Origin of the sequence: Morganella sp. TYF_1, from assembly GCF_043105645.1 — a bacterium.
Lineage (GTDB): Bacteria > Pseudomonadota > Gammaproteobacteria > Enterobacterales > Enterobacteriaceae > Morganella > Morganella morganii_B.
In genome coordinates, this window is record NZ_JBICLU010000015.1 from 1 (window position 1) to 15,271 (window position 15,271).

The 15,271-nt window shown below is 49.2% G+C and carries 11 protein-coding genes; 5 read left to right on the forward strand and 6 right to left on the reverse strand.

The window, feature by feature from the left end; all coding sequences use genetic code 11:
- The first annotated feature begins 149 nt into the window (after nt 1-149).
- The 5 genes from treR to ACF8OF_RS05365 all read left to right on the forward strand — a co-directional run bounded on the left by treR (nt 150) and on the right by ACF8OF_RS05365 (nt 7,495).
- Nucleotides 150-1,103, forward strand: a complete 954-nt coding sequence (treR, locus tag ACF8OF_RS05345) for a trehalose operon repressor TreR (RefSeq protein ID WP_392495952.1) — start codon at nt 150-152, stop codon at nt 1,101-1,103.
- Nucleotides 1,104-1,222: 119 nt separating this feature from the next.
- Complete coding sequence (gene treB, locus ACF8OF_RS05350) at nt 1,223-2,647, forward strand: PTS trehalose transporter subunit IIBC (protein ID WP_262864699.1); 1,425 nt, start codon at nt 1,223-1,225, stop codon at nt 2,645-2,647.
- Between the two features lie 20 nt (nt 2,648-2,667).
- A complete protein-coding gene (locus ACF8OF_RS05355) occupies nt 2,668-5,364 on the forward strand; it encodes a glycoside hydrolase family 65 protein (protein ID WP_392495953.1) in 2,697 nt (898 codons plus the stop codon).
- Nucleotides 5,361-6,020, forward strand: coding sequence for a beta-phosphoglucomutase (gene pgmB / locus ACF8OF_RS05360; protein WP_349466984.1), 660 nt, complete (start codon nt 5,361-5,363; stop codon nt 6,018-6,020). The genes ACF8OF_RS05355 and pgmB overlap by 4 nt, the downstream gene beginning before the upstream one ends.
- A gap of 89 nt (nt 6,021-6,109) precedes the next feature.
- Nucleotides 6,110-7,495, forward strand: a complete 1,386-nt coding sequence (locus ACF8OF_RS05365; RefSeq protein ID WP_262862680.1) for a carbohydrate porin — start codon at nt 6,110-6,112, stop codon at nt 7,493-7,495.
- A gap of 58 nt (nt 7,496-7,553) precedes the next feature.
- Here ACF8OF_RS05365 and ACF8OF_RS05370 read toward each other — a convergent pair whose 3' ends face one another.
- The 6 genes from ACF8OF_RS05370 to ACF8OF_RS05395 all read right to left on the reverse strand — a co-directional run bounded on the left by ACF8OF_RS05370 (nt 7,554) and on the right by ACF8OF_RS05395 (nt 15,271).
- Nucleotides 7,554-7,907, reverse strand: a complete 354-nt coding sequence (locus ACF8OF_RS05370) for a DUF6277 family protein (protein WP_025153574.1) — start codon at nt 7,905-7,907, stop codon at nt 7,554-7,556.
- Between the two features lie 21 nt (nt 7,908-7,928).
- A complete protein-coding gene (tssM, locus tag ACF8OF_RS05375; protein WP_392496274.1) occupies nt 7,929-11,333 on the reverse strand; it encodes a type VI secretion system membrane subunit TssM in 3,405 nt (1,134 codons plus the stop codon).
- Nucleotides 11,334-11,421: 88 nt separating this feature from the next.
- Nucleotides 11,422-13,020 (reverse strand): type IVB secretion system protein IcmH/DotU, encoded by a 1,599-nt coding sequence (icmH, locus tag ACF8OF_RS05380; protein WP_392495955.1) that lies wholly within the window; start codon nt 13,018-13,020, stop codon nt 11,422-11,424.
- Nucleotides 13,017-14,372, reverse strand: coding sequence for a type VI secretion system baseplate subunit TssK (tssK, locus tag ACF8OF_RS05385; protein ID WP_262860005.1), 1,356 nt, complete (start codon nt 14,370-14,372; stop codon nt 13,017-13,019). Before tssK ends, icmH begins: the two co-directional genes overlap by 4 nt.
- Nucleotides 14,373-14,406: 34 nt before the next feature.
- Nucleotides 14,407-14,916, reverse strand: a complete 510-nt coding sequence (gene tssJ / locus ACF8OF_RS05390) for a type VI secretion system lipoprotein TssJ (RefSeq protein ID WP_262882118.1) — start codon at nt 14,914-14,916, stop codon at nt 14,407-14,409.
- A complete protein-coding gene (locus tag ACF8OF_RS05395; RefSeq protein WP_262860003.1) occupies nt 14,909-15,271 on the reverse strand; it encodes a DUF4150 domain-containing protein in 363 nt (120 codons plus the stop codon). Before ACF8OF_RS05395 ends, tssJ begins: the two co-directional genes overlap by 8 nt.

Consider the following 15,271-nt stretch of genomic DNA (forward strand, 5'->3'; position numbering starts at 1 on the left):
GGCGAAATATGTGCTCATTTTTAGGATAATGAATTAACAACCGGCAATTCTCATCGTTAAATGCGTATAATACCCTGCACCGGATTGCAGGACTCACCTGGCATCTGTTCTGATAACCAGATCAAAATGAATCAACGGGAGCATACACAGTGAAAAAACTCACCATTAAAGATATTGCAGCTATCTGTAATGTCGGTAAATCCACTGTCTCCCGCGTGATAAATAACGAGCAGAACGTCAATGAAGAGACCCGTCGTAAAGTCCTGGCAGTCATTGAGCAGAATAACTTTGCGCCATCAAAATCAGCACGGGCGATGAGAGGATTAACGTGCCGGACATTTGGTATTATTGTTACCCGGCTTGATTCCTATTCTGAGAATCAGGCAATTCGCGCGATGCTGCCGGTCTTATATAAAAATAATATTGATCCTATTATTCTGGAAAGCCAGTTTGACCCTGCAAAGGTTGATGAGCATCTGTCTATGCTTGAAAGACGAAAGGTGGATGGGGTTATTTTATTTGCATTTACCGGTCTGGACCGAGAGCAATTATCCTCCTGGCAAAAAAATATCGTTGTTATTGCCCGTCCGTTTGAAGGGTATACCTGTGTCTGTAATGATGATTCCGGAACCGTAAATCATTTGATGAATTATCTTCATCAGGAGAAGAATTTTACAGCCATCAGTTATATCGGTGTTAATGAACACGATGAAACAACAGGGCTATTACGTTATCAGTCTTATAAGCATTACTGCGAAAAATATAACATAGTATCGGATGCGGCATTAGGTGAATTAAATTATGAAAGCGGTTATCTTCTCGCCGAAAATATCGTACTGAAACGCCCTCAGGCCATATTATGTGCAACTGAATCATTGGCATTTGGTGTCAAAAAATATCTTCTTCATCATCAGATTAATACTATTTTTGTTGCCTGTATCGGACGAAATGACTTATTAACCTTCCTCTTTCCGGATGTAAAAACATGCCGTCTGGGTATGAGTAAAACCGGTCAGAAATCTGTCAACTTATTGATTGATATGGTTAATGGCAATTTTTCACCCAAAATACACTTAGTCCCGTCACCTTCTTTTACTTATTGATTTTATTGGGTTAAATAAATTTTTGTGTGATGTCTGTCCCGCAATGGGATCGTTCCCATTGAGTCATTCCCATACTGAACGTATTTTAAAAAAGAGACGTTTTATACGGGGATGGGGATATGGAGATTAATGTTCATAGTGATGAACTGGATCAGATCATCAGATTTACCGGTGGAAAGGAAAATATCAGTACGGTATCTCACTGTCTGACACGATTACGCTTTGTGTTAAATAATCCTGAACTGGCAGATATTGAGTCTATTAAGCAAATACCCGGGGTTAAGGGGTGTTTTAATAACGCAGGTCAATTCCAGGTTATCATCGGCATGAATGTCGGTGACTACTACCGCGGCTTAATTGAAAAACTCAATATATCTGAATCAGATAAAGAAAAAACCAAGGTTGCTGCCAGAAAAAATATGAAATTCTGGGAGCGGCTTATTGCCAATCTGGCCGAAATTTTTGTTCCTTTGCTGCCGGCATTAATTTGTGGTGGTTTATTACTGGGGCTCCGGAATGTTATCGGTGAAATGCCGATCCGCGATGATAAACCGCTGACGGCGTATTATGACTGGCTAAAGCCAATATATGATTTCCTGTGGTTACCGTGTGAAGCAATATTCCATTTCCTGCCGGTGGCTATCTGCTGGTCAGCAACCAAAAAAATGGGCGGTTCTCCGATCCTGGGTATTGTGCTGGGCATTACATTAGTATCACCTCAATTGATGAATGCTTATGGTATCGGCAGTCAGACGCCGGATGTCTGGGATTTCGGCGTATTTACCATTCAGAAAGTGGGGTATCAGGCTCAGGTGATCCCGTCTATTCTGGCCGGTTTATTCCTTGGCTGGTTTGAAGTGAAATTACGCCGCCGTATTCCTGAATATTTAACACTGGTGGTTGTACCGATCATCAGCATTCTGGTTTCGGTGGTAGTGGCTCACGCCATGCTGGGGCCGTTCGGACGTGCTGTCGGTAATCTTATTTCGGATGGTGTCCGCTATTTAATGCTGGGTGATTATGCCTTAATCGGCTCAATGATATTTGGTTTTTTCTACTCGCCACTGGTCATTACCGGGTTGCATCACACCACGCTGGCCATTGATATGCAGTTGACGCAAAGCATCGGCGGAACACCTATCTGGCCTATCATTGCATTATCAAATATTGCTCAGGCCTCAGCGGTTGTCGGCATCATTATTATGAGCCGCAAAAAGGACGAACGCGAAATAACGATTCCGGCGGCAATATCTGCCTATTTAGGTGTGACTGAACCGGCGATGTACGGTGTAAACCTGCGTTACCGCTTCCCGATGCTGTGCGCCATGATTGGTGCTGCATTGGCAGGGTTAATTTGTGGTTTTGCGCATGTGTTATCCAATGGTATTGGTGTCGGCGGTATTCCGGGAATTTTGTCTATTCAGCCTGCTTTCTGGGGTATTTATCTTGTTGCCATGATAGTCGCCATTGTTGTTCCGATCTTATTAACAATGATGATGTATCGTTATCAGCAGCGCAAAGGCACCCTGGTAACTTCCCTGTAAATTAATAAAGTGAATTTAATATGTGCTATTTGACTGTGTCTGTAAAAGAAAGTGGTGCTGATATTTTTTCCGGCAGCGATAAATATGACTATGCTTTTTGCTGGCGTGAGATATCCGTTAAAACATGTCTGGATATTTTAACCGAAATCAGCCGTGATTTTCCCGGTATTAAAGGTGGTGTCATTAAGGGGGAGCGGGTGCCGGATTATCCTGCATTTTGTGCTGAACTTGCCGGGAATGCCATTATTGATCTGGAGAAATCATTTTCGGAAATCTTCAATGTGCCTTTTATTGCACAGCAGGGAACGATCGTATTAACAGAAAGCGATCTGGCGCAGGCACTAAAACAGAAATATGAACAACTTTGCTGGAATATCGATTATTCCGGATTTACGGCGGGCAAAGAAGAATATGCCGCAGAATCATTATTAACCACCGCAAACGGATATCTCGGGGTGCGCGGAGCACTGCCGGATATGCGGGCAGGTGATGCGGCGTATCCGGCAACCTATCTGGCCGGTTGTTATAACCGTGCGGAGTCAGATGTCGCCGGGAATACGGTATCGAATGAAGATTTTGTGAATGTTCCTGATGCCCGTTCCGTCCGGATAAAAATCGGCGATGGTGAGTGGTTATCGCCGGAAAATTGCCGCAATAAAGTCCTGTACCGGAACCTGTGTTTAAAAACCGGTATTCTGACGCAGACCTGGGTTGCAGAAGATTCCCGTAAACACCTGATTCAGATTAACAGCCGGATGCTGGCGGATATGTCCTGTCCGGAACGGTTTGCGGTTGAATACAGCTTCACTCCCCTGAATGTTGATGCGGAGATTACCGTTGCCACCTGTATTGACGGCACGACCCGTAATTATGGTGTGGAACGTTACCGCAGCCTGACATCAGACCATTACCGGGTATTGTCCCGCGGGGCGGAAGGCCGTTATACACAATTAAATGCACGGACACTGCAATCAGGTATCGGTATCGGTGTGACCGCAAAAATAAGCGGGGATTTTTTTACTGACAGCGATATTCAGATAAAAGAGAGCCCTGATAAAGTACAGCAGCTTATTACCTGTCATGCGAAAAAGGGAAAAACATACCGTCTTGCAAAAAGTATTAACATCCGTCTTTCGTCTGTTTTTCCGGATAACTGGGCTGATGCGGATAAAACAACGCTGGCTGATTTTGCTGTTCAGGCAGAAGCGTCTGAGCAGGCATGGAAAAACTTATGGGATAAGGCCGATATTGTTATTGACGGCGATTTAATGTCTCAGAAGTTATTACGTTTGCATATCTGTCATCTGCTGTCATCGTGTTCACCATACAGTAACGGAAAATATAAGCTCGATGTGTCGGTGACGGCCCGGGGATTACACGGAGAGGCTTACCGGGGGCATATTTTCTGGGATGAAATCTTTATCCTGCCTTTTTATATTATGCATTTCCCGCAAACGGCCCGTCAGTTGCTGATGTACCGTTATAACCGGTTACCGGGAGCGAGGAAAATTGCACAGGACAGCGGTTGTCAGGGCGCGGTGTATCCGTGGCAGTCAGGTCTGGACGGCAGTGAGCAGACACAATCGGTGCATCTGAATCCGCTGAACGGTCACTGGGATCCGGATTACAGTCATCTTCAGCGCCATGTATCTCTTGCCGTTGCTTATAATATCTGGCTGTACTGGAAAAATACCGGTGATGCGGAATTCATGCGGCTGTACGGTATGGAAATGCTGACAGATATTGCCCGCTTCTGGCTGAGTAAAGCGGAATATGATGAGGTTACCGGGCGTTACTCTGTCAGCGGCGTGATGGGGCCGGATGAATTTCATGAGCATATCAGCGGCAGCAGCAGCGCCGGGCTCAAAGATAATGCCTATACCAATATGATGATCTCCTGGTTGTTTTCCGTCCTGGCTGAACTGTATCCGCAGTTTCATACCGGCGGGGAAGACACTGCGTTTATCCGGGATATCCGTCATGCCGGTCAGCATTTAGCGCTGGTCATTGATGATGATGTCATTGCTCAGTTTGACGGGTATTTTTCCCTGAAAGAGATTGACTGGGAACACTATAAGAATAAGTACGGCAATATTTACCGGATGGACAGAATATTGCGTGCGGAAGGTAAAAGTGCGGATAATTATAAGGTAGCCAAACAGGCCGATACGCTGATGATATTCAATAATTTTTCCCGTGATGATGTCACCGGGATATTGAATAACATGGGCTATCACTTAGGCCGTGATTACGCACAGACGAACCTTCATTATTATTTAAAACGGACCTCTCACGGCTCCACATTATCCAGAGTGGTGCATGCACAACTGGCCTGTGATACCGGGTTGCACGATTTGTCCCGGGAATTGTATCAGCAGGCGCTGCGATCGGATTATGGTGATATTCAGGGCGGAACCACCGCTGAAGGTATTCACACCGGGGTTATGGCCGCGACAATCAATACGGCGGTAATGTCCTATGCCGGAGTGGATATTCGTGGTGATCGTTTATCTGTTTCACCATCATTACCGGCGGAATGGAAACGTATCCGTTTTAATTTACAGCATCGTGGTGTTCATTATTACTTTTTAATCTCACCGGCATCGGTATCCGTCACGGCGGACAAAGAAGCCTATATCGATATTGATAATGAAACACATCAGATTACAGCAGGCACGCCGTTTTCATATCATTATGTAAAGGAATACACATCATGAAATCAGGATTTTTATTCGATCTGGACGGTGTGATTGTTGATACGGCAAAGTATCATTATATTGCATGGCGATATATTGCCAATAAGGCAGGCTTTGATATCAGTGAGGAATTTAATGAAAACCTCAAAGGCATCAGCCGGATGGAATCATTAGAAAAAATATTAGAGTATGGTCGTCAGTCGGATATGTACAGTCATGAGGAAAAGAGATTACTGTCGGATGAAAAAAATGATTATTATGTGAAATTACTCGGGGAGTTATCCGAAAAGGATATTTTACCCGGGGTTCATGATTTTATTGTCCGGGCGAATATGCTTAATATACCGTGTGCCGTTGCATCGGCATCCCGTAATGCACCTTTTATTTTAAAAAAACTCAATATTGATAATTATTTTAAATCAATTGTCGATCCTGCATTGTTGAGTAAAGGTAAACCGGACCCTGAAATATTTCTGAAGGCAGCGTTATCTGTTAATGTCCTGCCGCAGGATGCAATAGGCTTTGAGGATGCACAGTCAGGTATTACTGCGCTGAACAGGGCGGGTGTTTTTTCAGTCGGTGTCACCGGAGATCATGCATTATTACGTGGTGCTGATCTTATTATTTCGTCGTTTGAAGAAATCACGCCTGAATATGTATTAAAAATAAAACAATAATTAAATTTCTGATAATAAATTTTTCTGATGAAGGCCCGGCATATTCATATGCCGCAGCCATCTGATCGTCGCGAACAAAGGTAAATATAATGAAATTAACGCAATTAGCATTGATAACAGGGTTTGCTGTTTCTGTGTTCCCTTTTTCTGCCGGTGCTGAAACATCATTAAGTGATATTGAGGCGCGTCTGAACAGTCTTGAAAAAAGAGCGGCTGAAGCAGAAGCCAGAGCTGTGGCGGCAGAGAAAAAAGCAGAACGTCTGGAAAGTTTAATGGCTCAGAATACGGCGCCGGCCGGCAATACCGATAAGGGAAATACATCGGGTTTCAGTAATATCGTCAGCGCAGATAACGGTAAAGGGTCACTGAAATTATACGGTGATGTGGAGTTCAATATAGATGCTGCCAGCCGGAAAGGGCAGATTACCTCAATGCATACACAGACCGGGCACGGGGCCGATGATTTCGGTGATAAAGAGCGCTGGGATATTAACGGACGGATACTGATTGGTCTTGACGGGCAGCGGAAACTGGATAACGGCAACTATGCCGGCTTTAGTGTTCAGCCGTTAGCGAATATGACCGGTAATATCGGGCTGGATGATGCCGTATTCTATTTTGGTAAAGAAAATAAATGGAAATATAAAATCGGCCGCTATGAAGCCTATGATATGTTCCCGCTGAACCAGGATACGTTTGTTGAACATTCGGGTAACAGTGCCAATGATCTCTATGCTGACGGGTTCGGCTATATCTATATGATGAAAGAAGGGCGCGGGCGGAGTAACCATGGTGGCGGAATGAACCTCAGCAGCCAATATGATAACTGGTATTTTGAGGTGAATACGCTGGTTGAGGATGGCAGTCGTGTCTTTAAAGATCAGGAATATCATGGACGTAAATTACAGAATAAAAAGAATGTGATTTACGTTCGTCCTGTGGTGGCATGGAATTATGATAATGTCACGATTGCGGGTGCTGTGGATGCCAACGTCATCAGTAATGCCTACGGTTTTGATAATGCTGACGGCAAATTTACGGATCAGTCGCGCCGTACCGGTTATGGCCTGACCATGAAATGGGATACCCTGAAGGATGACCCGGAGAACGGGGTGGTGGTTAATCTCAGCACGGCTTATCTGGATGCGAAGAATGAAAATGACTTCTCAGCCGGAACGAATATCTTATGGCGCAAGTTCCAGCTGGGTTATATCTATGCACATAATGATATTAAATCCTATCAGGTTGTGAATGCACTTGATGACAGTCAGTATGATACGTTAAATCCGGGCCGGTATAATATTCATACCGTATTCACGTCGTATGAGTTACCGGATATATTGGGCATGGATAATTTTAAAACCTATCTCGGTGCGTATTATTCCCATATTAACGGGAAAGGGGATATGACGATGGTTGACAGTAAAGATAACGACCGTTACGGGGCGCGTGTCCGTTTTAAATACTTATTCTGATTTCCTCTTTTCAGAACAAAAAAATACCGGGATTTTCCCGGTATTTTTTATGTTCGTATTATATCTTCGGCATTTTATCAAACATACTTTTCATCTCTTCCGGGAAACCGGAGGAAAGCGTTGTCCGCAAATCTTTCATGGCGGTATCGAAATCTTTCGGACGCTCGGCCTGCTGCATTTTCTGATGAGCATCCAGATTATCCTGAAGACCATCGAACATTTTTCCCATTTCCTTCATCATCTGGTCACAGGATTGATTAACGTTCTTCAGTATTGAACGCGAGGCATCCGAACCGGACATACTCATATTTTCAACCCCTTCCATAAAGGGTTTCTGTAATTCTGAAGCCGAGTTGTTTCCTGATTCAGTACTGAATTTCAGTACTGACTGTACATTTTTCGGATCTAACATAATAACTGTCCTTTTCGTTTATCAGATATTACCCGGGCAGGAAAATTGTTTTAATGCCCGTGACCACAACGGATAATCCTTCATTGTTGAATTAAGCTCGACAATAAAGAACCCTTTCACCTGACCCATTGCCATAGTGAGCTGGCGGCTGTTGCTGCTCAGTTGTACCGGGTTACCGGCGTCATACATCCGGAAAAGTGCCCACGGCCCGTCAAAGCTGACCGTTTCCACCTGTCCGTCCTGTGTTTTGAATGTCAGACGTGTATAAATGCCACCTTTGGGCCCCGGCCAGTTAATTTTGACCGGCTCCTGATAGCCGTGACTGTAGCGGATTATCTGACCGTCTATATCCAGTACGGCTTCCAGAACCGAAGGCGATAATGAGATCGGTCGGATAATCATGGACATCGACATTGTGCCGGCCGGATCAAAGAAGGAATCCCGGATGCGGGCCGCGTTTTCGAATGACGCCACCGTTTTGGCTGATACCACGCCGCGGCTGCCGGGGTGGATCTGCCAGGGGGTTGCCCCGGTATTCACATAGGCAGCCAGATTTGAATCAAAGAAGCTCTGGATTGCGCCGCCGCGTGCGAACATGCGGGTGAAATCCCCGATACCGACTTCCTCTCTCGCGCTGCGGTTAAACGGGTAACGGCCGCTGATGGTTGTCCGGCAGGAATCAGAGGCAATGGATGAAGCACCACGGCTGAGATTCTCTTTACTTTTTTGCAGGCTCTGTTGTTCGCCCGTGGAAAGCAGATCTATCATGACACTGCGTACAGGCTCCGGCTGACGAAGCATATCATCACGTAACCGGTTGATTTCACTGTTTTGCGGCAGGATCTGACCGGCGCGCAGCGAGGCGGAGAGGGTGGCCAGTTTGTTGTAAACCTGGTCAAAAACCGTGAACAGCGGATCATTGGCGCCGGTCGTTTCGGCCTGACGCAGGCGGTGCAGCGCCTCAAAACGAGCCTCCAGACTTTTTTCCGGCGTGCTGCCCGCAGACCGATCATTGCTGACCCCGTCCAGCAGCGAGCGGCGGGTCTGAGTCAGCTTGTTTTCCTGACGGGCAAACCATCCGGTGGCATCCTGCTGGTTTTCGCGGCTCAGAGTGGTTTGATCAATGGCAAACTGTACCAGCGCAGTCAGCGGTGAAGACGGTTCGGTAAACTGACGGGCGAGTTGCGCCGCATCGTCAAGATCACTGATTGGACGGACACGGATGTCTTTCAGAAAACTGTCCCACTGATTGGCATATTCAGACAGGTAGGCTTTCAGCGCTTCATTGGATAATGTCTGAATCGCCTCCTGTGTACCGATATCACCACGTTTTTCGGCGTTGTCACTGAGTACCCAGTTTTCTTCGCTGATCATATCTGTGGCTGCATCCTGTAACTGTGGCAGGAAAACATCCTTATAACCGGCTTTGGTGTAGAAACCGGAAACGGCGGAATCGGTTACCGTATTGGTGCTCTTGCGGCGCAGCATCAGCGATACACTGGGGCCTGCGGCGTCTGCCAGTGAGATATTCTGAATACCTGCGGGCAGCGGTTTATCTTTGATACGGTTAACCACCCGCAGATGGATCGGGGTTTTCATGGCATTAACGCGGGCGATACGCACCAGTTCCGCATTCATTTTGGCCGCCGGGGCGGTGGATGAGGTGTCGCTGAACAATTCGTGCAGGTGATAGCGGAACAGGCGGCGGTCAGTTTCGGTATAGCCCTGTACCGCGTAGTTATCCCAGCGGATCATAAACCAGTTTTCCAGCGCCTCCGGCTCTCTGTATGACGGGTAAACCATCATCAGATAGACCTTAAGTGTATCATATGCATCGGTATTGCCGTTGAGCGCACTCTGTTTCAGTTCATTGGCGATATAATTTTCCACGGCAGGCCAGAAGATCTTGTACAGATGGCGCCGGTAAGTCTGCTCCATCGCATTACTCAGCAGTTTATGCTCGAAATACGGTGTCAGCAGCGGCGGAGAGCTTTCCAGAAACTGCGTGTTGATATAGCCGAGCTGTTCATAAGCGGCAATCAGGTCATCATTAAACTGACTGGTGACCGGGATATCGCGGACAATCCGTTTGGTTTCCTCAAAGCGGGCGCTGGCATAAGAAATAAAATCCGACTCCCAGAAGTAGCGGGAGGAGAGCAGCATCACCGTTGCCAGCAGTCCTGCCGTTACTGCGGAATAACGGGCGGCGGACATCAGCTTGTTGCGCAGCGGGCGGTAGCGGGCACTGTGCAGCACACCGCGCTCGGTGATGGCCTGCATCAGCGCCGGGAAGTACATGCCGCCGGACTGACGCTCATCAAACAACCCGTCGCTGTCTGCGTTATACAGGCTCTCACGTGCGATCAGCGGGATAGTACTGCCCATCCACAACTGACGCAGACAGCCGGTATAGCCTGTCGCAGAAGCCGGAAAAATCTGTTCGAGGAAGGAAAACAACGGTTTTTGCAGCGCGCCGAGCGATTCAATAAACAACAGAAGCTGGTGGCGTAATCCGTCATCCGGCACATTGTGCAGGGTTTCCAGAATATAGTTGCTGACCCGGATCTGAAGCTGGTGATAGGTATTTTCATCATGAATAAAATTATTGCGGTGATCGTCTGTGCATTGCAGTTTGATCCCCAGACCGCCGGCGAGCAGATCGTCATCGGCGATATTCAGGAATGCCTCACCGCCGGGCAGGTGGTCAATATTATTCAGCAGCAGGTAAACCGGAATATCGGACTGAAAAAGTGCCGCCATTTCCAGAATACGGATACGTAATGTGTCAGCCAGCGATTTCCGCTCGGTCAGCGGGGCATACAGCAGTGTACCGATATCCGCACACAAAATAATCCCGTCGATACCGGGATAACGGCGGTGCTTGCGGATAAGAGCGTACAATTTCTGCCGTGCATTACCGGCATCGTCACTCTGTCCGTGCATCTGTACCCATTCTCCGGCGGTATCAATATACACGGCGCGCTCTGTCAGCCACCAGTTACAGTCAACCGTCGGGCCGATATCGGTTGTGCGGGATAACCCGTACTGCTCGGACAGCAGGAACTGCTCGCCGCTGTTATAAATGACGGAGGTTTTGCCGCATCCGGCGGGACCCATCACCACAAACCAGGGCTTGTTGTTGATGTATTCACGGCTGAGATGGATTTTCATCCGTTCGCTGCGGGTTTTTTTGCCCGCCAGCGCAATAAACTGCAGTGTCCGGATAGCATCGGTAAAACGGGCAGTGACCCGGTCAAGCTGGATAATCTTCTTTCTCGGCTTCGGCAGCGGTGTCCGCAGAAACCGGAACAGACGGCTGAACAGGAAAGCCACAAACGGCCACAACGCCCAGAAAAGAATAACGCCGATAATAATCTGGCGTACCAGCACGCGGGCCAGCGGGTAAAAATTGCCGATGGCAACCATCGGCCCGACCCACCAGATGATGTAGCTGAGAACCAATGCAATGATAAGGATGATAAATCGTCTGATCATAATACGTCCTTGTATACCGTTACTTCATCCATGCCGGGAGCACAGGCGGTTCCGCTGAAGTGTTGTCATTATGATTACCCGCTGACAGTGCCGGGGTCCCGTTCAGTACCGCCGGAACATCGCCGTCCTGATAGCCCTGCATGGCCTGTTCCGCGTCGCGTTTACCGATTTTCCATAAGATATCGACACGGCGGTTACGTTTGCGGCCTTCATCGGTGGTGTTATCCGCGATCGGATCGCTTTCCCCCCGGCCTGTCGCGGTGATTTCGCGGTTGTGAGTCTGATTAATCATGGTATTGGTCCGCAGAATATCGGCGACCACCACCGCACGGGCCTCTGACAGCTTCAGGTTATTATTGGCGGAGGTTTTGCGGAACGGGGTGGCATCGGTATGGCCGATGACTTCCAGATCACCCGGCCACGGCGCGAGGGCGGCCCCCAGACGCTCGATATTACGTTTGCTGAGGAAGTCTTCCGTCAGTTCGGATTTACCGGTCAGGAACGCACCGTCAGAGGTGAAGATCAGCAGCCAGCCGCGCGGATCTTTACGGACTTCCAGCCAGCCTTCGCTTAAGATTTGGGTCAGCGGGTTCGGCAGCGTTTCCATAATATTGATTTTGCGCGGCTCCGGCGGAACCCATGCCAGAATGTCATTGCGGATCTGGCGCGCCTGTTCATGGAGATACCAGGCGGAAATACCGTAGGCGATAACGGCCAGGATAAGCCCGGTAATGAGGATACGCAGTGCGGTGATAAACCGGCGTTTCGGTGGTTTGACGTTTTCCGCACGGACATCGGATAAGAACAGCGTGGTATTTTGTGCATAGAGCAGGCCGCTGAGGTGGTTGCGCAGATCCATCAGCAATACGGCCCCGCGATCGAGCATCCGGTATTTACCTTCAAATCCCATGGACAGGATCAGATAATAGAACTCCAGCACATCATGGTTATCCTGCGGATTGCTGATGTATTCTTTCAGATGCTCAAAACAGTTTTCGCCGCCCCAGGCATCTTTATGGAATTCCACCAGCAGGCTCAGTCCCGTCATCTCCTCTTTTACCATGTCGTTAAAAATACCGTCGGTATAGGTACAGATAAGATAAGAGAGGTGGTTGATCTCCTCCGGCGGGAATCCTTGTCTGCGCAGATCTTTGCGGAAAAATTCCAGTTTCCGGACGATCTGGAGGCGGGCGCAGACAAAATCGGTCTGCGGCTCATTACGGAACCACTCAATCTGCAACAGCAGCGGCATCCCGGCTGAAATATAGGGGTTATGCCAGAGACCGAACAGCGATGTGTTTTGTCCGGTGGTACGGGCGCTCTGCTGACGTTCCCGGTGTTGTGCGGGGCGCATCGGCGGAAGCGGATTCTGTTTTCTCTGAGCCGGGTTCGCAGATGACTGCGGGGGATCTTCATTGGCCGCCGTGAATTCCGGCAGATCGTCATCCTGCGGTTGTGTGCTGCCCATCCCCCGCATACCGGCCGGAATGATACCGCCGATGGATGCGGCGGTGCTTTTGGCCTGCCATATCGGGTTGGTTAACGAGTGTTCGGCCTGTTTCATGCCTGTACGGGCCGCAGATATGGCACTCCTGATCTGGCGTTCAAACTCATTCATCCTACTCTCCCCTGACGCAAGCCCCACGCCTCAAAACGTAATCCGGGGAAATCACCGACAATACTCAGTGCTGCGGCACTGCCGGACAGCATATCCCTGTACATCGGGTCCGCGTTATCCACCTCAAAATAAACACTGTTCGGGTAATACGGGATGTGACGCGGCGGTGATGACATCGGGGTGATACGCACACCCGGTAACTGCAGGTCGATAAGCTGGACAATTTTTTCCACCGGCGCCAGTTTGGTCTGGGCAGGGAAATAACTTCTCATGGTATCGCCCGGCAGCTCTGCACTGACGATAAAGACCAGTTTTTCCAGACGTAACTGCGGATCATTCTGGTACAGATAGATATTGTCGCCGCGCTCGATAAACGGCAGGGCGATAGCCGGTGCCTCAATGACCAGTGACAGGGCACGGCGCAGCGCGGCAAACAGACTGAAATACGCGTTCTGCGGCTCATTGTGTGAATAGTGGAAATCCTGGTGCAGCGAAGTATTCTCTTTACCCGGGATAATGCTCAGGCGTCCCAGCAGGCCCAGCAAGGTAAAAAACAGCCGCTCCGGATGAACCTGAGGCTGCGCCAGCAAGTGAGCCAGGCGCAGATGGTACTCACTCAGTGTCTGTAACAGCAGGAGTTCCAGTAATTCAGTCAGTCCGCCGGTGGTCAGCGGCACATCCGGGCGGTAAACACTCTCCAGCCGCTGTACCATCAGACCGAGCAGTTCGGTGACGGCACTTTTCAGCCAGCCGCAGGCACGGAAATCGAGCATCGGCGGCAGGAATTTATCATCCAGTATCAGGCGGCCGTCACGGGTTCTTTCGGTGATCCGCGCCACGGGCAGCAGGGATTCCGCATCGCTGATCGCACTCCGGACATTCAGCCGTGTACAGAGATCCCCGAGCTGGAGTGTCGCCATCTGCGGCGTGCCTTCGGAGGCCAGACCGGCGTTGCGGTCGCGGATATCGGCATTAATCACACTGAAGCGGCTCTGTCTCTTGCTTTGTGACAGGTCGATAAAGGTATTCCCCGGCATATCCATCAGGACGGAGAGACAGATAATTTGTCCCTGGCAGTCCGGACCCGGATCAAACGGCGGCGGCAGCGGGTCGTCACCGCCGGGATCAAACGGGGTGCCGTCAGGAAAAACACCACGGGCACGGGTCAGGGCGATTTTTCCCTGATCGAGTAATCCGGTGTCGAGATGTATCTGACGAAAACCCCAGGCAAGAGCATCTGTGCTGCGGATACGCATATCCGTAAAATGTTCGAAATACCGCTCCTGCTGCTGAAAATGCTGAGGTTCCATCAGCATCCCTTCAACCCAGGCTACACGCTGTTTTAACAACATAATTATGTCCTCAGTTCCGTCCTCAGGCGTGGTGTCAGGGCTTATCTGAAACAGGTATCTTCATCTGTGTCAGACTGCGTTCCCGTACCACGACAACAACATTTGAATTTTTATTAACTTCCGTATTAATCAGTACAGTGTTTTTATTTTTTCCGGGGATCTGAAACTCCGCGGCCACCAGCAGCCAGCGTGCCGTTTCCCGCGGGATCTCAAACGAATACCGGCGGGATTCACCGGGGCTTAAAATATGCTGCATCTGACGGATCATGACCGGGTCCGGTGCCGTCTCATCGCAGGGGGCATTCCGGTAGAGCCCCGGCGGTATCCAGTCATCCCTGCTGATTTCAAATACACAGACCCGGATCGGTAATGAATTCCCTCTGCTGTCGGTATTCACCCCGGCGGCGGCGTCAATCCGCAGGCTGACGGTTCTGTCCGCCGGCAGCGGTTCCGGTGCGTCCGGCCAGATCAGGCTGCAACTGCTGAGAAGTACAATACCCGGCACCACCAGCAGGCTGCGTATCCATCTGCGGTAATCAGGCATTGATAAAATACTTCGTCTGGCTCGGGGCAATCTGGGTGCCGGGAGCGTTACAGTTATTCGTCATACTCATATCGCCCAGCCGGGTCGCGGGGCTGCCCTGAATAAAGTATTTGCCTGATCCCTGAACCGGCGTCATCTGTGCCGAATGTGCTCCGGTGGCACCGAGAATAATGCCGGTGGAAATGGTTGATACCCGGATGCTCATCAGGTTCTGCTCGTTACCGCCGCAGCAGAAATAGTTGGCGACATTCGGTATCCCGGTGGTGTTCGGTGCGATATTGGGTCCCGGGATCGGGATCATCGGTTCGCACCCTGAAAAGCTGATACCGCCTGCCCGTGTGTTTGCTGCTGTCAT

What these genes read in the sequence shown, in the direction of transcription:
- ACF8OF_RS05370 (WP_025153574.1), bottom strand. Translation starts at nt 7,907, where the DNA reads ATGTTAGATCCGAAAAATGTACAGTCAGTACTGAAATTCAGTACTGAA.
- tssJ (WP_262882118.1), bottom strand. Translation starts at nt 14,916, where the DNA reads ATGCCTGATTACCGCAGATGGATACGCAGCCTGCTGGTGGTGCCGGGT.
- treB (WP_262864699.1), top strand. Translation starts at nt 1,223, where the DNA reads ATGGAGATTAATGTTCATAGTGATGAACTGGATCAGATCATCAGATTT.
- ACF8OF_RS05355 (WP_392495953.1), top strand. Translation starts at nt 2,668, where the DNA reads ATGTGCTATTTGACTGTGTCTGTAAAAGAAAGTGGTGCTGATATTTTT.
- ACF8OF_RS05395 (WP_262860003.1), bottom strand. Translation starts at nt 15,271, where the DNA reads ATGACAGCAGCAAACACACGGGCAGGCGGTATCAGCTTTTCAGGGTGC.
- icmH (WP_392495955.1), bottom strand. Translation starts at nt 13,020, where the DNA reads ATGAATGAGTTTGAACGCCAGATCAGGAGTGCCATATCTGCGGCCCGT.
- tssK (WP_262860005.1), bottom strand. Translation starts at nt 14,372, where the DNA reads ATGTTGTTAAAACAGCGTGTAGCCTGGGTTGAAGGGATGCTGATGGAA.
- tssM (WP_392496274.1), bottom strand. Translation starts at nt 11,333, where the DNA reads ATGGTTGCCATCGGCAATTTTTACCCGCTGGCCCGCGTGCTGGTACGC.
- pgmB (WP_349466984.1), top strand. Translation starts at nt 5,361, where the DNA reads ATGAAATCAGGATTTTTATTCGATCTGGACGGTGTGATTGTTGATACG.
- ACF8OF_RS05365 (WP_262862680.1), top strand. Translation starts at nt 6,110, where the DNA reads ATGAAATTAACGCAATTAGCATTGATAACAGGGTTTGCTGTTTCTGTG.